At 61.3% G+C, this 22,804-nt stretch carries 20 protein-coding genes and 1 pseudogene; 16 read left to right on the forward strand and 5 right to left on the reverse strand.

All coding sequences use genetic code 11. From position 1 onward, the window contains the following. Positions 1-154 precede the first annotated feature (154 nt). The 4 genes from NPS29_RS06700 to rarD all read left to right on the forward strand — a co-directional run bounded on the left by NPS29_RS06700 (position 155) and on the right by rarD (position 5,161). Complete coding sequence (locus NPS29_RS06700; protein ID WP_274131536.1) at positions 155-919, forward strand: TOBE domain-containing protein; 765 nt, start codon at positions 155-157, stop codon at positions 917-919. A gap of 105 nt (positions 920-1,024) precedes the next feature. Next, positions 1,025-2,953: a PhoX family protein gene (locus NPS29_RS06705; RefSeq protein ID WP_274131539.1), complete on the forward strand. Its 1,929-nt coding sequence runs from the start codon at positions 1,025-1,027 to the stop codon at positions 2,951-2,953. A gap of 183 nt (positions 2,954-3,136) precedes the next feature. Next, on the forward strand, positions 3,137-4,111 hold the full coding sequence (locus tag NPS29_RS06710) for a serine/threonine protein kinase (RefSeq protein WP_274131541.1): 975 nt from the start codon (positions 3,137-3,139) through the stop codon (positions 4,109-4,111). Between the two features lie 162 nt (positions 4,112-4,273). Then, positions 4,274-5,161, forward strand: coding sequence for an EamA family transporter RarD (gene rarD, locus NPS29_RS06715; RefSeq protein ID WP_274131542.1), 888 nt, complete (start codon positions 4,274-4,276; stop codon positions 5,159-5,161). Between the two features lie 16 nt (positions 5,162-5,177). Here the strand turns inward: rarD and NPS29_RS06720 are convergent, their stop codons facing one another. Then, positions 5,178-5,696, reverse strand: a complete 519-nt coding sequence (locus tag NPS29_RS06720; RefSeq protein WP_274131544.1) for a glycine cleavage system protein R — start codon at positions 5,694-5,696, stop codon at positions 5,178-5,180. 474 nt (positions 5,697-6,170) lie between these two features. Here NPS29_RS06720 and NPS29_RS06725 point away from each other — a divergent pair, with 474 nt between their 5' ends. After that, on the forward strand, positions 6,171-8,348 hold the full coding sequence (locus tag NPS29_RS06725; RefSeq protein WP_274131546.1) for a malate synthase G: 2,178 nt from the start codon (positions 6,171-6,173) through the stop codon (positions 8,346-8,348). A 194-nt stretch (positions 8,349-8,542) separates the two neighbouring features. Here the strand turns inward: NPS29_RS06725 and NPS29_RS06730 are convergent, their stop codons facing one another. Beyond that, positions 8,543-8,989, reverse strand: coding sequence for a response regulator (locus NPS29_RS06730; RefSeq protein ID WP_274131547.1), 447 nt, complete (start codon positions 8,987-8,989; stop codon positions 8,543-8,545). 313 nt (positions 8,990-9,302) lie between these two features. On the opposite strand from NPS29_RS06730, the pseudogene NPS29_RS28820 reads away from it, so the two are divergent. From NPS29_RS28820 to NPS29_RS06770, 9 genes and pseudogenes are all read left to right on the forward strand, one after another. Continuing rightward, positions 9,303-10,525: pseudogene (locus NPS29_RS28820) on the forward strand (DUF294 nucleotidyltransferase-like domain-containing protein); the annotation flags it as partial. A gap of 129 nt (positions 10,526-10,654) precedes the next feature. Beyond that, complete coding sequence (locus NPS29_RS28825) at positions 10,655-11,134, forward strand: putative nucleotidyltransferase substrate binding domain-containing protein (RefSeq protein ID WP_425312458.1); 480 nt, start codon at positions 10,655-10,657, stop codon at positions 11,132-11,134. Positions 11,135-11,145: 11 nt separating this feature from the next. Beyond that, positions 11,146-11,865 carry a 3'-5' exonuclease gene (locus tag NPS29_RS06740; RefSeq protein WP_274131549.1) on the forward strand — a complete coding sequence of 240 codons (720 nt, stop codon included), beginning with the start codon at positions 11,146-11,148 and terminating at the stop codon, positions 11,863-11,865. A 252-nt stretch (positions 11,866-12,117) separates the two neighbouring features. Beyond that, positions 12,118-12,636: an RNA polymerase sigma factor gene (locus tag NPS29_RS06745; protein ID WP_274131550.1), complete on the forward strand. Its 519-nt coding sequence runs from the start codon at positions 12,118-12,120 to the stop codon at positions 12,634-12,636. Further along, positions 12,633-13,622: a FecR family protein gene (locus NPS29_RS06750; protein WP_274131551.1), complete on the forward strand. Its 990-nt coding sequence runs from the start codon at positions 12,633-12,635 to the stop codon at positions 13,620-13,622. Before NPS29_RS06745 ends, NPS29_RS06750 begins: the two co-directional genes overlap by 4 nt. A gap of 197 nt (positions 13,623-13,819) precedes the next feature. Then, the gene (locus NPS29_RS06755) at positions 13,820-16,276 is read left to right on the forward strand and encodes a TonB-dependent siderophore receptor (protein ID WP_274131552.1); all 2,457 of its coding nucleotides are present in this window, start codon (positions 13,820-13,822) and stop codon (positions 16,274-16,276) included. An 81-nt stretch (positions 16,277-16,357) separates the two neighbouring features. Beyond that, a complete protein-coding gene (locus tag NPS29_RS06760) occupies positions 16,358-17,491 on the forward strand; it encodes a PepSY-associated TM helix domain-containing protein (RefSeq protein WP_274131553.1) in 1,134 nt (377 codons plus the stop codon). Beyond that, a complete protein-coding gene (locus NPS29_RS06765) occupies positions 17,488-17,679 on the forward strand; it encodes a hypothetical protein (protein WP_274131554.1) in 192 nt (63 codons plus the stop codon). The genes NPS29_RS06760 and NPS29_RS06765 overlap by 4 nt, the downstream gene beginning before the upstream one ends. A 90-nt stretch (positions 17,680-17,769) precedes the next feature. Further along, complete coding sequence (locus NPS29_RS06770; protein WP_274131555.1) at positions 17,770-18,399, forward strand: glutathione S-transferase family protein; 630 nt, start codon at positions 17,770-17,772, stop codon at positions 18,397-18,399. A 140-nt stretch (positions 18,400-18,539) separates the two neighbouring features. On the opposite strand, the gene NPS29_RS06775 is transcribed toward NPS29_RS06770, so the two are convergent. After that, positions 18,540-19,040 carry an ATP-dependent zinc protease family protein gene (locus NPS29_RS06775; RefSeq protein WP_274131556.1) on the reverse strand — a complete coding sequence of 167 codons (501 nt, stop codon included), beginning with the start codon at positions 19,038-19,040 and terminating at the stop codon, positions 18,540-18,542. 195 nt (positions 19,041-19,235) lie between these two features. Here NPS29_RS06775 and NPS29_RS06780 point away from each other — a divergent pair, with 195 nt between their 5' ends. Further along, a complete protein-coding gene (locus NPS29_RS06780; protein ID WP_274131557.1) occupies positions 19,236-20,120 on the forward strand; it encodes an acyltransferase in 885 nt (294 codons plus the stop codon). A gap of 100 nt (positions 20,121-20,220) precedes the next feature. Here NPS29_RS06780 and NPS29_RS06785 read toward each other — a convergent pair whose 3' ends face one another. Further along, positions 20,221-20,796, reverse strand: a complete 576-nt coding sequence (locus NPS29_RS06785) for a DUF2780 domain-containing protein (RefSeq protein ID WP_274131558.1) — start codon at positions 20,794-20,796, stop codon at positions 20,221-20,223. 228 nt (positions 20,797-21,024) lie between these two features. On the opposite strand from NPS29_RS06785, the gene NPS29_RS06790 reads away from it, so the two are divergent. Further along, a complete protein-coding gene (locus NPS29_RS06790; RefSeq protein ID WP_274131559.1) occupies positions 21,025-21,357 on the forward strand; it encodes a hypothetical protein in 333 nt (110 codons plus the stop codon). Between the two features lie 105 nt (positions 21,358-21,462). Here NPS29_RS06790 and fdhA read toward each other — a convergent pair whose 3' ends face one another. Beyond that, positions 21,463-22,662, reverse strand: coding sequence for a formaldehyde dehydrogenase, glutathione-independent (gene fdhA, locus NPS29_RS06795; protein ID WP_274131560.1), 1,200 nt, complete (start codon positions 22,660-22,662; stop codon positions 21,463-21,465). Positions 22,663-22,804: the final 142 nt, after the last annotated feature.

Genomic DNA, 22,804 nt, shown 5'->3' on the forward strand with positions numbered 1-22,804 from the left:
GCGCGCTTGCCCGCGATTGCGCCACTTCAGCCGGCCTATCTGTGGCAGGCGGACTACGGTCGCGGGCAAGCGCGCTCCTACAATACCTGCGGACCGTAGATTCATTTTTGCCTTAAACTCCTACGCCACACCTTCCAGAAAAAATCTGCCCGACATGTCCCTACCCCCTTCCCTCACCCAACACATGGTCCGCCGGCCGCATCGCATTGCGCTGTTGCAGCACATCGCCGAGCAAGGTTCGATCACCCGGGCGGCGAAGAGCGCGGGGTTGAGTTACAAGGCGGCGTGGGATGCCATCGATGAGCTGAACAACCTGGCGCAGAAGCCGTTGGTCGAGCGCAGTGTGGGCGGCCGTGGCGGCGGTGGTGCGAAGCTTTCCCAGGAAGGCGAGCGGGTGTTGCAGCTTTATCAGCGTTTGCAGGCGCTTCAGGCCCAGTTGCTGGAAAGTCCTGAGGAATCCGGCGATCTGGCGCTGCTCAGCCGTTTGATGTTGCGTACCAGCGCCCGTAATCAGTTGCATGGCCAGGTGGTGGATATCACAGCCTTCGGGCGCAATGACATGATCGGCATGCAACTGTCCGGCGGGCTTGAGATTCAGGCGCAGATCACCCATGACAGCACCCTGCGCCTTGGGCTTGAAGCAGGCACTGACGTGTTCGCGCTGATCAAGGCCGGCTGGCTGGAATTGCTTGCCTCTGGGCAGCCCGCAACAACTGGACACAATTGTCTGGACGGCAAAATCGATGAAATTCTCGATGCGGACGATGGCCCGAGCGAGGTCAGAATCGTCCTGCCCAGTGGCCAGAAGCTCTGTGCGCTGGCCGAGGCCGATCACCTCGGGGCCTTGAAACTCAAGGTGGGCGGCGATGTTCAGGTGCAGTTCGCGCCGTCCAACGTGCTCATTGGCACGCCGCTGTAGCACCGGCAAACGGCCAGAAAGCAGGCCAATGGCCGTCATGAGGCAGACACAATAACGTCATCCGGGCTGAATATGGTTTGCGGCAAAAACCGCAGGAAGCCCGTGATGAAACTACTCGAAGAAAACCAGTCGACCGACCTCGAAACACTGGTGCAACAGAACAGCGTGGGCATGACCCGCCGAGGCTTCATCAGCGCGGGTGCCCTGTGCGGTGCCGCGATGTTCATGGGCGGCAACCTGCTCAGCCGCAGCGTAATGGCTGCCAGTGTGAGCGCCGGCAACAGCGCCTTGCTGGGTTTCGACAGCATTCCTGCCGCCACCGCCGACAGCATCAGCCTGCCACCGGGCTACAAGTCTTCTGTTCTGATCAGTTGGGGCCAGCCGCTGCACGCGGGCGGTCCGGCGTTCGATCCGAGCGGCAAGGGCACGGCCAAGGCCCAGGAGCTGCAGTTCGGCGACAACAACGACGGCATGAGCCTGTTCACCTTCCCTGGCGATAACGCCGACACCGCCACCCGCGCGCTGATGGCGATCAACAACGAATACACCAACTACCGCTACCTGTTCGACCACGGCAAGGATCCGCAATCCGCCGACGACGTGCACAAGGCCTTGGCCAGCGAAGGCGTTTCGGTGATCGAAGTGAAGCGCGAAGGCGACCAGTGGAAGTTCGTGCAAGGCTCCAAATACAACCGCCGCATCCACGGCAACTCGCCGATTCACCTGAGCGGCCCCGCTGCTGGCCATGAGTGGCTCAAGACTGCCGCCGACAAAACCGGCAAGACCGTTCTGGGCACCTTCCAGAACTGCGCCAACGGCAAGACGCCCTGGGGCACTTATCTGACGTGCGAAGAAAACTTCACCGATTGTTTCGGCAGCAGTGATCCTGCACAGAAGTTCGACGCAGCCGCCAAGCGCTATGGCGTGGTCGCCACCAGCAAGGAAGTGAACTGGCACCCGCACAACGAACGCTTTGACGTGGCGAAGAACCCCAACGAATTCAACCGCCACGGCTGGGTGGTGGAAATCGACCCGTTCGACCCCAAATCCACGCCGGTCAAGCGCACGGCACTGGGCCGCTTCAAACATGAGAACGCCGCGCTGACCGAAACCAAGGATGGCCGCGTCGTGGTTTACATGGGCGACGACGAACGTGGCGAGTTCATCTACAAGTTCATCAGCCGCGACAAGGTCAACCACAAGAACCCCAAGGCCAACCGCGACATCCTCGACCACGGCACCCTTTATGTGGCGCAGTTCGATAACGGCGACAGCAACCCCGATCACCCCAAGGGGCAAGGGAAGTGGATCGAGCTGACACACGGCAAGAACGGCATCGATGCCTCGAGCGGCTTTGCCAACCAGGCTGAAGTGCTGATTCATGCGCGCCTGGCCGCCAGCGTGGTCAAGGCCACACGCATGGATCGCCCGGAGTGGATCGTGGTCAGCCCCAAGGATGGCCAGGTCTACTGCACGCTGACCAACAACGCCAAGCGCGGTGAGGACGGTCAGCCGGTGGGCGGCCCCAACCCACGTGAAAAGAACCAGTACGGGCAGATTCTGCGCTGGCAGGAAAAGGGCTCGGATGCGGCGTCCATGGACTTCGCCTGGGATCTGTTCGTCGTGGCCGGCAACCCCACGGCGCACGCCGGAAAACCCCAGGCAGGTTCCAGCAATATCACGCCACAGAACATGTTTAACAGCCCGGACGGCCTGGGTTTCGACAAGGCCGGGCGGTTGTGGATTCTCACCGATGGCGATTACTCCAACGCCGGCGACTTCGCGGGCATGGGCAACAACCAGATGCTCTGCGCAGACCCGGCCAGCGGTGAGATCCGCCGTTTCATGGTGGGCCCTGTGGGCTGTGAAGTGACCGGGATCAGCTTCGCGCCGGACCAGAAGGCACTGTTCGTCGGCATCCAGCACCCCGGCGAGAAAGGCGGCTCGACCTTTCCTGAGCACCTGCCCGACGGCAAGCCGAGGTCTTCGGTGATGGTGATTACGCGGGAGGACGGCGGGATCATCGGCGCTTGATAGACCGCTATCGCGAGCAAGCTCACTCCTACAGGAATTGGCGCCTGGCAAAAATCTGCGGGTCGGATTGATCCTGTAGGAGTGAGCTTGCTCGCGATGGGCGTTACGCGGTGTGTCAGCGGTAGCACGCCTGAGTTACCATGACTGGCCCGACGCGGCAGCCTGCTGCGCGCAGGAGTAAGCATGGCCCACCCGTTTGCAACACTCACCCCTGACCTGGTGCTGGACGCTGTCGAAAGCATCGGTTTCATCAGCGACGCGCGCATTCTGGCGCTCAACAGCTACGAGAACCGCGTCTATCAGGTCGGCATCGACGATGGCCAGCCGCTGATCGCCAAGTTCTACCGCCCCGAGCGCTGGACCAACGAAGCCATCCTTGAAGAACACAGCTTCACCGCCGAGCTTGCCGAGGTGGAAATCCCTGTCGTCGCGCCCCTCGAACACAACGGCCAGACCCTCTTCGAGCACCAGGGCTTTCGCTTCACCCTGTTCCCCCGTCGCGGCGGGCGAGCGCCGGAGCCCGGCAATCTCGACCAGTTGTATCGCCTGGGCCAGTTGCTCGGCCGCATGCACGCCGTGGGCGCCACCCGCCCGTTCGAGCACCGCGAAGCGCTGGGCGTGCAGAACTTTGGGCACAATTCGCTCAACTATTTGCTGGAAAACGACGTCATTCCCCGCAGCCTGCTCCCGGCCTACGAGTCGGTAGCCAAGGATCTGCTCAAGCGTGTGGAAGATGCCTACGCCAACACCCCGCATCAGAACATCCGCATGCACGGCGACTGTCATCCCGGCAACATGATGACCCGAGACGAGATCTTTCATATCGTCGACCTGGACGACTGCCGCATGGGCCCGGCGGTGCAGGACATCTGGATGATGCTCGCCGGCGATCGTCAGGATTGCCTGAGTCAGTTGTCGGAATTGATGGACGGCTATAACGAATTCCACGATTTCAACCCGCGCGAGCTGGCGTTGATCGAGCCACTGCGGGCGCTGCGCCTGATGCATTACAGCGCCTGGCTGGCCCGCCGCTGGGACGACCCGGCGTTCCCCCACAGTTTTTCCTGGTTCGGCACCGAACGGTACTGGGGCGACCAGGTACTGGCGCTGCGCGAGCAACTGGCCGCGCTGAACGAGGAGCCGTTGAAGCTGTTTTGACCCGCACCGACGCGGTCCGTAGCAGTCCGGCTTGCCGGCGGGGGCGGTGTGTCAGTCACAGATGAGTAGGCTGACACACCGCCCCCGCCGGCAAGCCGTGCTGCTACGGGTCGTGCGATACGCCACTGACCGAACACACCACAACTTGCCGAAGGACCACCCATGCAAGCTGCCAACCCGCGTCGCGGGTACATTCTGGGCCTGACTGCCTACATCATCTGGGGATTGTTCCCGATCTACTTCAAGCTGCTTTCTTCCGTACCGGCGCTGGAAATCATCGTCAACCGGGCCATCTGGTCGGCGATTTCCGGCTCGCTTCTGCTGCTGGTGTGGAAACACCCCGGCTGGTGGCGCGAGCTGCGGGACAACCCGCAACGGCTGGCGATCCTGGCCGGCAGCGGTTCATTGATCGCCGCCAACTGGCTGATCTATGTCTGGGCGGTGAACAATAATCACATGGTCGAGGCCAGCCTGGGTTACTTCATCAACCCGCTGATCAACGTGATGCTGGGCATGGTGCTGCTGCGCGAACGGCTGCGGCCGCTGCAATGGGCGGCGGTGATACTGGCGTTGGTGGGCGTGGCGCAACAGGTCTGGCAGGTCGGCAGCCTGCCGTGGATTTCGCTGGCACTGGCCTTCAGCTTCGGCTTCTACGGGCTGATCCGCAAAAAGGCGCCGGTGGCGGCGTTGCCGGGGCTGGTGGTGGAAACCTGGATTCTGGTGCCACTGGCCATTGGCTGGTTGCTGTTCAATCCCATGGCCCACAGCGCGCAGCCCGAGTTCTGGAGCACCACCGAGGCGCTGTGGCTGGCGGCTGCCGGCCCGGTCACGCTGGTGCCACTGGTGTGTTTCAACGCGGCTGCACGGCACCTGCCTTATGCGACGCTGGGTTTCTTGCAGTACATCGCGCCGACGCTTGTGCTGTCACTGGCGGTGCTGATGTTCGGCGAACACATGCCGGCCGCAACCAAGGTGACTTTCGGTTTCATCTGGGCGGGCCTGATTATCTATAGCGTCGATGCCTGGCTGACGACCCGCCGCCGTGCATGAAACCCCGGGCCGGCGATCACTCGTCGGCCCGCAACTTCAACTCCACCATCAAGTCATCGGCCAGGGTTTCCAGGCGCTTCTGCAACACATCCAGCGATAACGTCAGCGGTAATCCCAGCGTCGCATTGGCCCGGAACAGCGGCTCGCTGCTCATCGGCGCAGGCTCGACGTTGGTCACCAACTGCTCGACGTTTACCCCCTGCTCGGTCAACAGCCGCGTGACATCCCGCACGATCCCTGGCCGGTCATTGCCCACCAGTTCCATGCTGATCGGCTTCCAGGTGCACGACGTCTCGATGCCGATTTCCGCAAATTGCACGCGGATGCCGTGCTTCGACAACCCCTCCAGCGCATCACGCAACTGTTCATGAGCCTCGGCGGGTACGCCCACGCGCAGAATCCCGGCGAACTGCCCGGCCATATGAGTCATGCGGCTTTCCAGCCAATTGCCACCGTGATTTGCAATGGTTGCCGCGATCTGTTCGACCTGCCCCGGTTTGTCAGGGGCAAATACAGTGACGATGAGATGGTCCACGGTCGAATCCTCTTCTTGTGCATGTCCGCAGGCTGCAAGGCGTGCCTGCGCGGCTGTCGGGCAAGTATAGGCAAGCTCCCCGACGTCGCCTGACTGCTTCCTGCGGAAACATTTTGTGTACCATTTTCAGAATTCTCTGGAACAATTCATGAACTTTTTGAGAACATCCGTAACCGTGGTGTGACCATTTGTGAAAATCCAGTCGATTGGTGACATATTTAGTCTGATTCTCACACCGCAACTCATCATGTAGTATTCCGCCGCGTTCACTACATAAACGTTGTAACGATGCCTGACCCAGCATCGCCATTCATTGAAACCTGCTGTGCACGTCGCTTCGTGTTCAGGGATTGCAGCCCCGGCCCAGCCGCCAGCGATGGCATGTTCTGGCAAGGGCGAGTGGCGATGTCGATGGCTTTAACAAGATTGTGCCCGTGATCGAGGCGCAGATAGCTGAGCAGAGTGAGGCAAGCAATGACTGAACACGTTCAAGTCGGTGGCCTTAAGGTCGCCAAAGTCCTGCTGGATTTCGTGAACAACGAAGCCATTCCCGGAACCGGCATTCAAGCCGAGGCCTTCTGGGCCGGTGCCGACAAGCTCATCCACGAGCTGGCACCGAAGAACAAAGCCCTGCTCGCCAAACGTGATGACTTGCAGGCGCGCATCGACGCCTGGCACCAGTCCAATGCCGGCAAGGCCCACGACGCCTCGGCATACAAGGCTTTCCTGCAGGAAATCGGTTATCTGCTGCCAGAAGCAGCGGACTTCCACGTGACGACGCAAAACGTCGATGAAGAAATCGCCACCATGGCCGGCCCGCAACTGGTCGTGCCGGTGATGAACGCCCGTTTTGCCCTCAACGCCTCGAACGCCCGCTGGGGTTCGCTGTACGACGCGCTGTACGGCACCGATGCCATCAGCGAAGAAGGCGGCGCCGAAAAAGGCAAAGGCTACAACAAGGTTCGCGGCGACAAGGTCATCGCCTTCGCCCGCGCCTTCCTCGACGACGCAGCGCCACTGGCTGCCGGCTCCCACGTCGATTCCACCAGCTACAAGATCGTCGATGGCGTGCTGATCGTCGGCTTGAAAGGCGGCAGCAACACCGGCCTGCGTGACGACGCGCAACTGATCGGCTTCCAGGGCGACGCTTCGGCGCCGACTGCCATCCTGCTCAAGCACAACGGCCTGCACTTCGAGATTCAGATCGACGCCACAAGCCCCGTCGGCCAGACCGACGCCGCAGGTGTGAAAGACGTGCTGATGGAAGCTGCGCTGACCACCATCATGGACTGCGAAGACTCCATCGCCGCCGTAGACGCCGACGACAAGGTGGTGGTCTACCGCAACTGGCTGGGCCTGATGAAGGGCGACCTGTCCGAGGAAGTCTCCAAGGGCGGCGCGAGCTTCACCCGCACCATGAACCCGGACCGCGTGTACACCTCGCCAAAAGGCGAAGCGGTGACGCTGCACGGCCGTTCGCTGCTGTTCGTGCGCAACGTCGGTCACCTGATGACCATCGACGCGATCCTCGACAATCAGGGCAATGAAGTGCCGGAAGGCATCCTCGACGGCCTGCTCACCAGCCTGGCGGCGATCCACAACCTCAAGGGCAATACCTCGCGCGCCAACAGCCGCAAGGCTTCGCTGTACATCGTCAAGCCGAAGATGCACGGCCCGGAAGAAGCGGCGTTCACCAACGAGCTGTTCGGTCGCATCGAAGATGTGCTGAGCCTGCCGCGTAACACGCTGAAAGTCGGGATCATGGACGAGGAGCGCCGCACCACGGTTAACCTCAAGGCCTGTATCAAGGCGGCCAGCGAGCGCGTGGTGTTCATCAACACCGGTTTTCTGGACCGCACCGGCGATGAAATCCACACCTCCATGGAAGCCGGTCCCGTGGTGCGCAAGGCGCAGATGAAGGCCGAGAAGTGGATCGGCGCCTACGAAAACTCCAACGTCGATATCGGTCTCAAGTGCGGCCTACAGGGTCGTGCGCAGATCGGCAAAGGCATGTGGGCCATGCCGGACCTGATGGCCGCGATGCTGGAACAGAAGATCGCCCACCCTTTGGCCGGTGCCAACACCGCCTGGGTGCCGTCGCCGACCGCAGCGGCGCTGCACGCGCTGCATTATCACAAGGTCGATGTGTTCGCCCGCCAGGCCGAACTGGCCCAGCGTGCGCCGGCTTCGGTCGATGACATCCTGACCATCCCACTGGCGCCGAACACCAACTGGACGCCTGAAGAGATCCAGAACGAACTGGACAACAATTCCCAAGGCATCCTCGGTTACGTGGTGCGCTGGATCGACCAGGGCGTGGGTTGCTCGAAAGTGCCGGACATCAACGATGTCGGCCTGATGGAAGACCGCGCCACGCTGCGTATTTCCAGCCAGCACATCGCCAACTGGCTGCGTCACGGCGTGGTCAACGAGCAGCAAGTGATGGAAAGCCTCAAGCGCATGGCGCCGGTGGTGGATCGTCAGAACGCCAGCGACTCGCTGTATCGCCCGCTGGCGCCGGACTTCGACAGCAACATCGCCTTCCAGGCGGCGGTCGAACTGGTGATCGAAGGCACCAAACAGCCAAACGGCTACACGGAGCCGGTGCTGCACCGCCGCCGTCGTGAGTTCAAGGCGAAGAACGGCCTGTAAACCGGCCGGGAAAACAAAAAGGCGGTGCGTCTCGGGACGCACCGCCTTTTTTTGCATCCACCGTTTCTGTGGATTTGCACGTTCCCGTAGCAGCACGGCTTGCCGGCGGGAGCGGTGTGTCAGGAAACTCATCATCGGCTGACACACCGCCCCCGCCGGCAAGCCGTGCTGCTACGGGAGAGGAACAAGCCAGTTCAGCTCATCCCCAGTTCCCGCTTCACCAACCGCACCAGCTGCTTGGTATTGATCGGCTTGAGCAGGAAATCCAGCACGCTCAGGTGCATCGCATCGATGGCATCGCGCACATGGGCGTCGCCTGAGACGATGATGATCGGCAGCGCTGCGCGATCGGAGTCGCGCACCCGGCGAATCAGGTCCAGCCCGTCGCACGGCGCCATGCGCAGATCGGTGATCAGCAAGGCAATTGACGGTCGGGTTTCCAGCAGATGCATCGCGCTGGTGCCGCCGGCTGCGGTGATGCAGCTGATGTCGTTGAGACTTAGGATTTCGGCCAGTATTTCCCGCGCATCCTTGTCATCGTCGACGATCAGCACCCGTTGTGGTGATTGCGACTGCGGCGCCAGCATGACCTCGTTGAGGGCATCGCGCTCTTCATCACTCAAAATGTCGTGATCGAACATACCCGTCTCATCTTCCTGTCGACTCTCATTCCGACAGCGCAAACACAATGCGTACGCTGCACACTTCGTCGGCGTCATGCCAGGCCAGGACGGCCTTCGTCGAGGTTAAGAGAAGCACTCCGACGACTTTCCATCACCTAAGACTTACGTCCAATGGGCACTGCCCGATAAGCGGTCGACCATGGCGTTATAAAAACAAGTGGTACCGGTCATGAGCAAAGCCGACGCTTTTACCCAGGCAGGCAAGACAGCCGTGTTGCAGAACATTCACGGCACGATGCAATTTCTGCAAAAATTCCCGCCATTCAATCAGATGGAGAACGCCCATCTGGCCTATCTGGTTGAACAGTGCCAGCTACGTTTCTACGCTACGCATGAGAGCATCATCAAGCCTGGCGATGGGCCAGTAGAGCACTTTTATATCGTCAAACAGGGCCGCGTCGTGGGCGAACGCCCGCATACGGCCAAGGGCGGCACCGAAACCACCTTTGAAATCACCACCGGCGAGTGTTTCCCCCTTGCCGCACTGCTGGGCGAACGCGCCACCCGCACCGAGCATCTGGCGGCCGAAGACACCTTTTGCCTGCAACTGAACAAGCAGGCGTTCATCAAGCTGTTCGCCCTCTCCAGCACCTTTCGCGATTTCGCCCTGCGCGGCGTCAGCAGCCTGCTGGAGCAGGTGAACCAACAGGTCAAGCAGAAGGCTGCGCTGACACTCGGCACGCAATATTCGTTGAACACACGGCTGGGCGAACTGGCCATGCGTCACCCCGTGACCTGCTCGCCCCAGACCCCGCTGCGCGAGGCCGTGCGGCAGATGGACGAGCAACAGGTCGGCAGCATCGTGATCGTCGATGAGGCGAAGGCGCCACTGGGCATCTTTACCCTGCGCGACCTGCGCCAGGTGGTGGCGGACGTCAACGCCGACTTCGGCCAGCCCATCGAACGCAGCATGATCCAGGCGCCGTTTTACCTGAGCCCCGACGCCAGCGCGTTCGATGCAGCGATCGCCATGACCGAGCGGCACATCGCCCACGTCTGCCTGGTGGAGGATCAGCGCCTGTGCGGCGTGGTGTCCGAGCGCGACCTGTTTTCCCTGCAACGGGTGGATCTGGTGCACCTGGCCCGGACCATCCGCAACGCGCCGCGAATCGAATCCCTTAGCAACCTGCGCGGCGACATCGTGCAACTGGTGGACCGCATGCTGGCCCACGGCGCCTCATCGACGCAGATCACCCACATCATCACCCTGCTCAACGACCATATGGTTTGCCGGGTGATCGAGCTGACGCTGCAAGAGAAAGGCGACCCCGGCATCCCGTTCAGCTGGCTGTGTTTCGGCAGCGAAGGCCGCCGCGAACAGACGCTGCACACCGATCAGGACAACGGCATTCTGTTCGAAGCCAAGGATGCCGCCGAAGCCGCCGAAATTCGCGGCAAGCTGCTGCCCATCGCCGAGCGCATAACCAGAGCCTGGCCCAATGCGGCTTTACCCTGTGCAAGGGTGGGATCATGGCCAGCAACCCTGAACTGTGCCTTTCGCGCCTGGAGTGGGCGCGGCGCTTCAGTGCGTTTATTCGCGAGGCGACGCCGGAGAACCTGCTGTCGTCGAGCATCTATTTCGACCTGCGAGTGGTCTGGGGCGACGAGAGCGGTGGCGAACAATTGCGCCAGAGTATTCTGGCGCAGGTCGCCGACAACCGGCTGTTCCAGCGCATGATGGCCGACAACGCCTTGCGCCAGCGTCCGCCGGTAGGGCGCTTCAAGGATTTCGTGGTGGCACGCAAGGGCAGCGAGAAAGACACCCTGGACCTCAAGACCCAGGGCCTGACGCCCTTTGTCGATGGCGCCCGCCTGCTGGCGCTGGCCAACGGCGTGACCGCCAACAACACCCTTGAACGGTTGCGCCAACTGGTGGCCAAAGAAGTCATCGACCGACTGGACGGCGCAGCCTATGAGGAGGCCTATCACTTCATTCAGCAGACGCGCATGCAGCAGCACCAGCAGCAGAGCCGTCAGAACCTGCCCTACTCCAACCGTATCGACCCGGACGTGCTCAACCATCTGGACCGCCGGATCCTGCGTGAATCGTTCCGTCAGGCACAGCGTCTGCAAACCAGCCTGACCCTGCGTTATCAACTTTAAGCGACCCGATCATGAACCTGTTTCAATGGCTCAAGCCCAACCGACCCGCCAAGGGCGCGGACCTCACCGCCGAGCAACTGCTGCGCCTGAGCCAGTTGCCCCGCGCGAGCGCCTTGGGCGGGCATCCTCTGCGCCAGCAACGCTGGGTGGTGCTGGACCTAGAAACCAGCGGCCTGAACATGAACCGCGACCAGGTGCTGTCCATCGGCGCCGTGGTGATCGAGGACGGCGCCATCGATCTGGGGCAGCAGTTCGAACGCACCCTCTCACGCCCCGATCACAAGCTCGGCCCCAGCGTGTTGATCCACGGCCTGGGCCCGAGCGCGATTGCGGCAGGCAGCGAACCGGTAGAAGCCTTGCTGGACTTCATGGAATTCGTCGGGGACAGCCCGCTGCTGGCGTTTCATGCGCCGTTCGATCAGCACATGCTGGGTCGTGCCTTGAAGGAAAGCCTGGGTTATCGCCTGCAACACCCGTTTCTCGACGTGGCCGAGATTGCCCCGCTGCTTTGCCCCCAGGCCTGCCTGCGCCAGGCGGGGCTGGATGACTGGACCGCATTCTTCGGCCTGCACGCCGGCGAGCGCCACAACGCCAGCGCCGATGCCTTGGTGACCGCAGAACTGGCGCTGATCCTGTTCAGCCATGCCCGGCGCCAGGACATGGACAGCCCGCTGCAGCTGGAGCAAGCCTTGGGCAAATGGCGCCGCCGGCAGCAGTCGCATTCTTTTTAACTGCCGGCATCGCACGCCCCTGTAGGAGTGAGCTTGCTCGCGATGGCGTCCTGTCGGTGCCCCCTGCGCTCACTGACCCGACGCTATCGCGAGCAAGCTCACTCCTACAGGAATGTGATGCCTACATTTCATTTGGAGAGGTCTACAAGAAACGCTCCCTTGAATCCGATGAGCGCTAATTGCCAGCACCTATCGGCTCTGACACAATCGCGAATAATTCTCGTTAGTTACTTTGTTCTCTTCGGTGCGTACGTGTCGTCCATTCAAAGTCATCAGCAACAGCTTGTCGGAACGCTCTATCGCGACCATCGCAGCTGGTTGCTCGCATGGCTACGCCGCAACGTCGCCTGTCCTCATCGCGCCGAGGACCTGAGCCAGGACACCTTCGTTCGCCTGCTGGGGCGGGATCAACTGGCCGAGCCGCGCGAACCCCGGGCGTTTCTGGTTCAGGTGGCCAAGGGTCTGTTGTTCGACTATTTCCGCCGCGCCGCACTGGAACAGGCCTACCTCAACGAATTGATGCTGATCCCGGAGGCGGAACAACCTTCGCTCGAAGAACGGCAACTCATTATCGAAGACCTGAAGGCCATCGATCGGATGCTCGGCAAGCTGTCGAGCAAGGCACGGGCAGCCTTCCTTTATAACCGTCTCGACGGCCTGAGCCACGGCGAAATCGCCGAGAAGATCGGCGTGTCCGTGCCCCGCGTGCGCCAGTACCTGGCCCAGGGCATGCGCCAGTGCTACATCGCGCTGTACGGCGAGCCGACATGAGCATCAGCACGCGCCCGGTTTCATCGCAGGTACTGGATGCCGCCATCGCCTGGCAGTTGTGCCTGGATTGCGGCCAGGGCAGCGACACTGACCGCGAAGAGTTCGCCAAGTGGTACGCCGCCAGCGAAGAGCATGCACGCGCCTGGTTGCAGTTGGGCATGGTCGACCAGCGTTTCGTGGGCACCACCGGCCCCGCCCGTTCGGCGTTGCTGCGTTCGCGCGATGGCGTGGGCCGGCAGATGCGCAAGCTCGGGCGCGGCGTCGCCGGTTTCGCCGTGGCGCTGGGCCTGACGCTGCTCGCGGGGGAACGCTACCTGCCCGTCAGCTACTGGCTGGCAGACCAACGCACCGCCACTGGCGAGCAACGCACCATTCGCCTGTCGGACAACACCCTGGTCCGCCTTAATACCCACAGCGCGCTGGATGTGCGATTCGATGACAAACAACGTCGGATCATCCTTCAGGAAGGCGAAATCTTCGTCGAAACCGGCAGCCACGACGACCCGCGCCCTTTCATCGTTGAAACCGATGAAGGACAGATGCGCGCATTGGGTACGAAATTTCTGGTCAAGCGACGGGACGACGGGACGCTGTTGAGCGTGTTGCAATCGGCGGTGGCGGCCCACCCGCAGGCGGCCGGCAACGAAATGATCCTGCATGAAGGCCAGCAGATGCTTATCCAGCGTCACAGCCTGGGGCCGATGCTGGCGCTCGATCCCGGCGCCGACGCCTGGACCCGCGGGATGCTGGTGGTCGACAACGCGGCGCTCAAGGATGTGATCGCGGAGCTTGGCCGTTATCGCTCCGGCTATCTTGGGGTCGCTTCGGACGTTGCCGACTTGCGCATCACCGGCAGTTTCCCGCTCAACGATACTGACCTCGCCCTCAAGGCTTTGATGCCGACGCTGCCTGTAGCCATCGAGCAGCGCACCCATTGGTGGGTCACGGTGATTGCCAGCGACGTGAAGCAAACCCACAAGCTTTAAGCCACGTCTGACGTAGCAGTCCGGCTTGCCGGCGTCCGCGCCCTTTGGATCGCTGACGCCGGCAAGCCGGACTGCTACGGGATATTGCGCGAATCGTGAAATTGTAAATCTAAATTATTTTCGATTAGGCCCTATCACTTTTCAAATCTCGTCCGGCACATAGGCATTGAGAACACTATCCACTCAGGAGCCCGCCCATGTCCCGCACGCTTCAAACCCTTCTGCGACCGAGCCTGCTGGCCGTCGCCGTCGCACTCGCCGCACCGCTGGCCAGCTCGCAGGTCCTGGCGGCGTCCCAGACTTCCAGCGTTCGCGCCTACAACCTGCCGGCGGCGCCGCTGTCCACCACCCTGACCCAGATCGCAAGCCAGGGTGGCATCGCGCTGTCGCTGGACCCGGCACTGGCCGCTGGCCGTACGTCGGCGCCGGTTCAAGGGCAGTTCGACGCACCGGGGGCAATGGCCCAGGCACTGCGCGGCACCGGGCTGCAACTGAGCCAGACCACAGCAGGCACATACGGCCTGGTTCCGGCGCCCGAAGGTGTGATGGCACTTCCGGAGACCAGTATTCAGGGGCGTCAGGACAACATTGAAAGTGCGTGGGGGCCGGCCGAGGGGTATGCCGCAGGTCGTACCGCAGCGGGCACCAAGACCGACACCGCGCTGGCCGAAGCACCGCGCTCTATTTCCGTGGCCACCCGCGAGCAAATGCAGGATCGCGCAGTACAGAACCTGGACGACGCCGTTCGTTACATGCCCGGGGTCGTCGCCAGCAGCTACGGCAGCGACAGCCGCGCTGAATGGCTGAAGATCCGCGGCTTCGAGCCAACACAATTCCTCGACGGCCTGCCGCTGCCCAAAGGCGCCTACGTGATGCCGAAGATGGAAACCTGGGACCTGGAGCGCGTCGCCGTACTGCGCGGCCCTGCTTCCTCGGTTTACGGCCAGACGCCACCGGGCGGCTTGGTGGACATGGTCAGCCGACGTCCACAGGCCGAAGCCAGCCACGAAGTGCAGGTCCAGGTGGGCAGCTACAACCGCAAGCAGATCAGCTTCGACAGCACCGGCAAGATCGATGACGCCGACAATTTCGAATACCGCGTCAGTGGCGTGGTCCGTGACAGCGGCACCACTGTCGATCACATCGACGACAAGCGCTACAACATCGCTCCCAGCCTGACCTGGAACATCGATCCGGACACCAAGCTGACGTTCCTCAGCATGTTCACCCGTGACGATACGGGCGCAACGAGCCAGTTCCTGCCGTTGCAGGGCACTCGCCTGTCCACGCCGGCAGGCAAGGTCGGTGCTCACGAGAACCTGGGCGATCCGGACTGGGAATTCTACGACAGGACCTATTACTCGCTGGGCTACGCCTTCGAGCATCGAATCAACGATGTCTGGCAGTTCCGCCAGAACCTGCGCTACACCAAGAGCGACCTGTCGTTCCAGACCATTACTTCGGGCGGCAGTGCTTTCGCCGTTGCTGACGACGGGACCCTTTCCCGTGGCGCCAACGTGGTCAACGAGGACATCAGCCAGTTCGCGTTCGACAACAACTTCGAAGCCAACTTCGACACCGGCGTGATCAAGCACAAACTGTTGCTGGGTGCTGACTATCAGCGCGTCAACCACAACTACAAATGGCTGTTCGGCTCGGCGCCCGACGGCAACATCATCACCCACCCGTACGGTCTGGACTTCAGCAACGTCAACTATTTCGCGTTCCAGAACTACAACCAGAAGACCGACAACTTCGGTGCCTACATCCAAGACCAGATGGAGCTGGATCAATGGCGCCTGACACTGGGCGGCCGCCAGGACCTGCTCAAGACCAAGACGCGCTTCTACAACCTGGCCGACGACCGCGACGAGCGCACCGACAGCGCCTTCACCGGCAACGCCGCGCTGAGCTATGTGTTCGATTCCGGCTTCACGCCGTACATTTCCTATGCCGAGTCGTTCCAGGCCGAGCAAGGCGGTGCTGCAGACGTTCAGAGCGGCCAGAGCAACGCGTTCAAGCCCGGTACCGGCAAGCAGTATGAAGCAGGTATCAAATACCAGCCGCCAGGCACCAATCTGCTGTTCTCCGCCGCCGCGTACGAGCTGACCCGCCGCGACATCGTGCTCAGTGACACCTTCGGCACTTCACGCCCGTTGGGCGAAGCCAAGGTTCGCGGCTTTGAGCTGGAAGCGGTGGGCAACGTCACCGAAGAGCTGAAAGTCACCGCGTCGTACACCTACGCCAACAGCAAGATGACCAAGGTCACCGACCCGCTGGACAAAAACCGTCCGCTGCCGCTGACGCCGGAAAACGCAGCCTCGGTCTGGGCTGACTACACCTTCCACACCGGCCTGCTCGATGGCTTCGGCCTGGGCTTCGGCGCGCGTTACATCGGCGAGACCGACAACGTCGCGATTGGCAGCCTGGGTTTCGTGCGTGACAAGGACGATGGACACAGCCCCGCCTACACCGTCTATGACGCAGCAGTTCATTACGACTTGGGCCGCATGAACAGCTCGCTCAAGGGCGTCACCGTTGCGGTCAACGCCAACAACGTGTTCGACAAGGAATACCTGTCCACCTGCGACGGCTTCTATTGCTACTTCGGGGATCGCCGCAACGTGCTCGCCAGCGTGAACTACAAATGGTAATCGTTTAAACTCCCAGTGCTGAAAACAAGGGCCGCTCGCAACAGCGGCCCTTTTTGCTTTCGCTCACCGGTACCTCGCACCATGAAAAGCCAAACCATTCGCCGCTGGTCGTTCATCCACACCTGGAGCAGCCTGATCTGCACGGTGTTCCTGTTGATGCTGTGCATCACCGGCTTGCCGCTGGTGTTCCATCACGAAATCGAGCACATGCTCGGGGACGCCCCGGAACTCAAGGAAATGCCCGCAAACACGCCGCGCATGGACCTTCAACAGCTGGTCAAGGCCGCCGAAGCCCATCGCCCTGGCGAGGTGGTGCAGTACTTTGGCTGGGATGAAGACGAAGCCAACGGCGTCTACGCGTTCATGGGCAAGACCGCCGGCGGTGACCCCAACGACACCCACACCTTCATGCTTGACCAGCGCACCGGGGAAGCGGTTGAAACGCCCTCGGCCAACGGCGGCTTCATGATGGTCATGCTGCGTCTGCACGTGGACATGTACGCAGGCCTGCCAGGAAAGCTGCTTCTGGCCTTCATGGGGCTGCTTTTTGTATTAGCGATTGTTTCCGGGGTGGTGCTGTATTCGCCCTTCATGCGCCGGCTGGATTTCGCCACCGTGCGGCCCAACAAATCGAACCGCGTGCGCTGGCTCGACCTGCACAACCTGATCGGCGTCGTCACGCTGACCTGGGCCTTCGTGGTCGGCCTTACCGGCGTGCTCAACGCCTGCGCGGACCTGGTGATCGCCCAGTGGCGCAATGATTCGCTGGCGGCGGTGGTCGCCACCTACAAGGACGCGCCGCCGCTGACCGAACGTGCACCCGCATCGCGCCTGCTGGACATCGCCCAGGCCACGGTGCCGGGCGCCGAGCCCTCGTTCATTGCCTTCCCCGGTTCGCGCTTTTCCAGCGAACACCATTACGCCGTGTTCATGAAAGGCGATACCCACCTGACATCCCATCTGCTGACACCGGTGCTGATCGACGCCACCGACCTGAAAGTCACCGCCATCGTCAGCAGCCCGTGGTACATGGACGCATTACTACTCTCGCAACCCCTGCATTTCGGTGATTACGGCGGCATGCCGATGAAGATCCTGTGGGGCGTGCTTGATGTGCTGAGCATCATCGTGCTGGGCAGTGGCGTCTACCTGTGGGTGGTGCGGCGCAAGGCGGCCGCCACCGTGAAGATTGCACAGACGGCGGAGGCGGCATGACCCGACACAAGAAGCACTCCGGGTTCTGGAAAACCTTCGCCAAGCCGACCTGGATTGCGCTGTTGATGGCCGTGGGTCTGTTCGCCGCGTTGCTGGGCGATGACGGCTGGGACGTGCTGTCGTGGATCGGCATGGGCATCCCGGCGTGGCTGAGCATCAAGGGGTTGATGGTTCGGCGCCAGGCTTGAGGCAAGCGGCAGTGCAGATTGCATCGAGCGATGTTGCAGGGCATTGCGCCGCTGACTAGTCTAGGGGCCAGTCCGTCCAGAGGAATGTCCATGTCTGCCCCTAGCATGACGCTGTATTACAACACCGCTTCGCCATTCGCGCGCAAGGTGCTGGTTCTGCTACACGAAACAGGACAGACCGCACGGGTCGAACTCAAGCCGGTCACCGTCACCCCGGTTGCCCCCGACGCGGCGGTGTGCCACGAAAACCCCTGCGGCAAGATTCCGGCACTGTGCCTGGCCGACAACAACGTGATCCACGACAGCCGGGTCATTCTCGACTATCTGGACCACCAGCACGTTGGCAACCCGCTGATTCCCCATGACGGCTCCGCACGCTGGAGACGCCTGACCCTGGCATCGCTGGCCGACGCGGTGCTCGATGCGGCCCTGCTGATGCGTTATGAGACCTTCCTGCGCCCGGAAGAAAAGCGCTGGGGCGAGTGGATGGACAGCCAGGGCGAGAAGATTGCCCGCTCCCTGGCCTATTTCGAAGCCGAAGCGGTGACCGAATTGAGCTCCCATTTCGACATCGCCTCGATCAGCGTCGCCTGCGCCCTGGGCTACCTGGACTTCCGCCAACCCAACCTGGGCTGGCGCAGCAGCTATCCACGGCTGGCGAGCTGGTATCGCGAAGTCAGCGAACGTCCGTCGATGCTGGAAACGCAACCGCCGGCCTGAACACCGAATCTTCGGCACACCCGGAACCCGTAGCAGCACGGCTTGCCGGCGGGGGCGGTGTGTCAGTCACAGATGAGTTGCCTGATACACCGCTCCCGCCGGCAAGCCGTGCTGCTACGGGACGCGGTAGGCCCAATCCTTTAACAGTCGGGCTTGTCGGCGGTGTAGCGGCGCGCAGGGTTAACCGCCGCGCCGAACTCGCGCAGGGCCTTGGCGCCGATCAGCAGCGGATAGTTGAAGTGGCTGCGGTCCACCAGGTTGACCTCGACGGTGCGCTTCTCGTTGCCCAGGCACAGTTCCAGATCCACCACCGGACGCTTGGTCGGGTCTACCGGCTCGTCTTCGTCTTCCCCATCGGCGCGCCCCTTGATCCGGCTGATACGCGACACCTTGTGCTCGTAGACCTTGCTGTCGGCATCCTTGGTCGCCAGACGGAAGCGGACCCAGTCATCGCCATCACGCTTGAACAGCTCGATATCCTTGGCCGACAAGGACGCGGTGAGTGCGCCGGTGTCCATCTTGGCCTTGAAGGTTTCGCCAAATTCGGAAACCTGAATGTATTCGTAGCGGCCATACAGCGTCGGTTCGGCGGCCATCACAGGCAACGCCAGCAGAGACAGAAGCGCCAGAAGGGATTTCACGTGACAGGTTCCTCGTTGTGGGTGGACGTTGCACAGGCCCGATTTTAGACCGCAACTTTGCGCATCGTTCGGTCACTAATACAGATCATCAGGCTACATGTAACCGGGTGAAACATTTGTCAGCGACAGTCGGATTTGGTTGTAACGAAAGACCTGCTTATCATTGCCCGCCCTTCTCATGACCACGAGTGATATATGCGTCACCTGCTCACCGGAATTGCCGTCACGCTACTGTTGCTGCTCAACACCCTGGTGCTGTTCGGCCCGCTGATGGTCTTCGCGCTGCTCAAGCTGGTGTTCCAGAGCGAATTGCGTGACCGCTGCTCCCATGCGGTGATGTGGATCGCCGAGACCTGGAGCGAGATCAACAAGCTGATCTTCAAGCTGTGTCTGCCCACCCGCTGGGAAATTCGCGGTGCAGAGGGCCTGCGTGGCGATACGTCTTATCTGGTGGTGAGCAATCATCAGTCCTGGGTGGATATCCCGGCCCTGGTGCAGACGCTTAACCGGCGCACGCCGTTCTTCAAGTTTTTCCTCAAGAAAGAACTGATCTGGGTGCCGTTTCTGGGGCTGGCCTGGTGGGCGCTGGATTACCCGTTCATGAAGCGCTACACCAAGGCGTTCCTGGCCAAGAACCCGGAACTCAAGGGCAAGGATCTGGAAATCACCAAAGAGGCCTGCGAGCTGTTCAAGCGCCAGCCGGTGACCGTGGTGAATTATCTGGAAGGCACCCGGTTCACCGAGGCCAAGAAAATCGAGCAGGATTCGCCCTACAGCCACCTGTTGCGGCCCAAGGCCGGCGGCGTGGCCTTTGTACTGGCGGCGATGGGCGAACAACTCGATGCCGTGCTCGACGTCACCGTGGTGTATCCGCAGCAGAGAATTCCAGGATTCTGGGACCTGATTTCAGGCCAGGTGCCGCGCGTCATCATCGACATCAAGACCCGCGAACTCGACCCCGCGCTGTGGCAGGGCGATTACGAGAATGATCCTGTGTTTCGCGAATACGTGCAGGACTGGGTCAACCGGCTGTGGGCCGAAAAGAACGCCCGCATCCAGACCCTGCGCGCAGAACCCTGACACCGCCCCTGTAGGAGCGCGCTTGCCCGCGACAGCGTCATGCCGCCCATGATGAGTCGTCTGACACACCGCCGTCGCGGGCAAGCGCGCTCCTACAAGATCATTTCGCGCCCCACACTCCGCTCAGCGCCTGCAACGCCGAACCACTGGCGCCCTGCTGCCCCAGGTACTGCAGGATCACCGGCACAAACTGCCCGACCATGCCACTGTCCATGCCCAGTGCGCTGAACGCCTTGTTCACGTCACCCATGCTCTGCACGTTGCCCAGCGCGCTGTTGATCGCCGAGTTGCTGCCGCCGGAACCGCCCAGCATGCCGCCCAGACCACCCAGGCTGCCAAGCGCCGAGGTGCCTGACAACTGATCCAGGCCCGGCACCGCCTGGCTCAACTGCGAATAGTCATTACCGGCCAGCTTGTTTTTCGCCAACCCCAGCAACGCGCCCGTACCGCCGACTGCCTGTTGCGGCGTGACATTCAATTGCGTACCCAGCGTGTTGAGCAAGCCAGCAGCCTCGGGCGCCGCCGTAGCCTTCTGCTGCCCGCCGGTTGCGCCGGAAACGGCGTTGGCTGCGTCGTTCAGGTTGAAAGCGAATACCGGGCTTGCTACCAGCGCCATCAACGTCGCCAATGCGGCGCCGCATGCGATTGATTGTGTGACCTTTACTGAAACGTTCATTTACACCCACCTCACTTTCCAGCTCACATTTCGAAAAACACCGGCCAAGGCCGGGTAAATACGGGTTGGACAGTTACGAGGAGATTAGTTCCAAGGCGGACGAAAGCGAATCGCGATAACGGTTACTTCGAAACAATCTAAAAACTGGCAATTGTGACAGTAGCTACGGTTGGGGACTGGATGAATAATGGGGACCCGTAAATACCTCATAATGTAATGGAGTACGTCATGATTAGTACCAGAGCCACCTTCGCCGCATTTATTTTGACAGCCATGGCATGCCAGACCTTCGCTGCCGACATTACACAGTGCCCAAAGGTCAGCGATATCACAGCCAAGCCTCACATTTTCGCGGATATGCCGGAGCCCTTCAATGAAGGTTTTCAATATGAAGCTTCCACAGCTTCAGGAAAGTGGCTTGGTTTTTCAGCCGACTCGAACGACGACTACTTGCAGAAGCAGTACGGGCTGACGCTTCAAAGCGCGGACGATGTTAAGTCAAAGATTGTGTGTAACTACGAAGGCAAAGACGCGCAGTTAAGAATGGCTATTACACAGTAGCGTTAAGTAAAAACGGCAGCAGCAAGGAAAGAGAATGGGTCTCTTTTTCCTTGCTGGCCATTCACAGTGGTCATCTAGCACATGGCATTTTTTTAGCGTAATGACTTATGCCGCGCTGAAGGTCTTGTGCGGGTCGATCACGAATTTCTTCGGTACGCCTGCGTCGAACTCGCCGTAACCGCGTGGCGCGTCGTCCAGGCTGATGACTTCCACGCCCACGACGTCGGCAATGTTGATGCGGTCCCACATGATGGCTTGCATCAGTTGGCGGTTGTACTTCATCACGGGTGTTTGCCCTGTGTGGAAGCTGTGGGATTTCGCCCAGCCCAGGCCGAAACGAATGCTCAGGCTGCCCATTTTCGCGGCAGCGTCGACAGCGCCCGGGTCTTCGGTCACGTACAGGCCAGGAATACCGATCTTGCCTGCCACGCGTACCACGCCCATCAGCGAGTTGAGCACGGTAGCCGGTGCTTCGGCCTTCACGCCTGCATGGCCATGACCACGGGCTTCGAAGCCCACGGCGTCAACGGCGCAGTCCACTTCGGGCTCGCCCAGCAAGGCTGCGATCTGTTCGTGCAGCGGGGTGTCCTTGGACAGATCGGCGATTTCGAAGCCCTGAGCCTTGGCGTGTGCCAGACGGACAGGGTTGACGTCACCCACGATCACCACGGCCGCGCCCAGCAGGCGGGCCGACGCAGCAGCCGCCAGGCCGACAGGGCCGGCACCGGCAACGTACACCGAACTGCCCGGGCCAACGCCTGCAGTCACGGCACCGTGGTAACCGGTCGGCAGAATGTCGGAGAGGCAGGTCAGGTCGCGGATCTTTTCCATCGCACGGTCGCGATCCGGCAGCTTGAGCAGGTTGAAGTCAGCGTAAGGGACCAGCACGTATTCGGCCTGGCCACCGACCCAGTCCCCCATGTCCACGTAGCCGTAGGCACCACCGGCACGAGCCGGGTTGACGGTCAGGCAGACGCCTGTGTGTTGCTCTTTGCACGAACGGCACAGGCCGCACGCGACGTTGAAGGGAACGGAAACCAGGTCACCGATTTTCAGGTTCTCGACGCCGGAACCCATTTCGATCACTTCACCGGTGATCTCGTGACCCAGCACCAGGCCGACCTGGGCAGTGGTGCGGCCGCGCACCATGTGTTGGTCCGAGCCGCAGATGTTGGTGGAGACCACGCGCAGGATGACGCCATGCTCGATCTTGCGACCGCGTGGGTCCTGCATTTTTGGATAGTCGATCTTTTGTACTTCGACCTTGCCTGCGCCGAGATACACCACACCACGATTACCAGACATGCTTTTCACCTCGCTGAATTGTTTTTATGGATACAGCTGTGTAGCGGAGAAATGCGTTGCTTGGTGTTGCTGCAACGCATTGGTTGCTCTGGATTGATGTTGTTTACTGCCGTGATTCTTGGGTTGTCTGTGATGCCGTCAT

The sequence above is a fragment of the Pseudomonas putida genome (assembly GCF_028682175.1).
Classification (GTDB): Bacteria; Pseudomonadota; Gammaproteobacteria; order Pseudomonadales; family Pseudomonadaceae; genus Aquipseudomonas; species Aquipseudomonas putida_AD.

Coding starts and splice junctions, on each gene's coding strand:
- NPS29_RS06705 (WP_274131539.1), top strand. CDS start 1,025: ATGAAACTACTCGAAGAAAACCAGTCGACCGACCTCGAAACACTGGTG.
- NPS29_RS06765 (WP_274131554.1), top strand. CDS start 17,488: ATGACCCGACACAAGAAGCACTCCGGGTTCTGGAAAACCTTCGCCAAG.
- NPS29_RS06700 (WP_274131536.1), top strand. CDS start 155: ATGTCCCTACCCCCTTCCCTCACCCAACACATGGTCCGCCGGCCGCAT.
- NPS29_RS06780 (WP_274131557.1), top strand. CDS start 19,236: ATGCGTCACCTGCTCACCGGAATTGCCGTCACGCTACTGTTGCTGCTC.
- NPS29_RS06740 (WP_274131549.1), top strand. CDS start 11,146: ATGAACCTGTTTCAATGGCTCAAGCCCAACCGACCCGCCAAGGGCGCG.
- NPS29_RS06790 (WP_274131559.1), top strand. CDS start 21,025: ATGATTAGTACCAGAGCCACCTTCGCCGCATTTATTTTGACAGCCATG.
- NPS29_RS06770 (WP_274131555.1), top strand. CDS start 17,770: ATGTCTGCCCCTAGCATGACGCTGTATTACAACACCGCTTCGCCATTC.
- NPS29_RS06710 (WP_274131541.1), top strand. CDS start 3,137: ATGGCCCACCCGTTTGCAACACTCACCCCTGACCTGGTGCTGGACGCT.
- NPS29_RS06785 (WP_274131558.1), bottom strand. CDS start 20,796: ATGAACGTTTCAGTAAAGGTCACACAATCAATCGCATGCGGCGCCGCA.
- NPS29_RS06750 (WP_274131551.1), top strand. CDS start 12,633: ATGAGCATCAGCACGCGCCCGGTTTCATCGCAGGTACTGGATGCCGCC.
- rarD (WP_274131542.1), top strand. CDS start 4,274: ATGCAAGCTGCCAACCCGCGTCGCGGGTACATTCTGGGCCTGACTGCC.
- fdhA (WP_274131560.1), bottom strand. CDS start 22,662: ATGTCTGGTAATCGTGGTGTGGTGTATCTCGGCGCAGGCAAGGTCGAA.
- NPS29_RS06730 (WP_274131547.1), bottom strand. CDS start 8,989: ATGTTCGATCACGACATTTTGAGTGATGAAGAGCGCGATGCCCTCAAC.
- NPS29_RS06760 (WP_274131553.1), top strand. CDS start 16,358: ATGAAAAGCCAAACCATTCGCCGCTGGTCGTTCATCCACACCTGGAGC.
- NPS29_RS06755 (WP_274131552.1), top strand. CDS start 13,820: ATGTCCCGCACGCTTCAAACCCTTCTGCGACCGAGCCTGCTGGCCGTC.
- NPS29_RS06725 (WP_274131546.1), top strand. CDS start 6,171: ATGACTGAACACGTTCAAGTCGGTGGCCTTAAGGTCGCCAAAGTCCTG.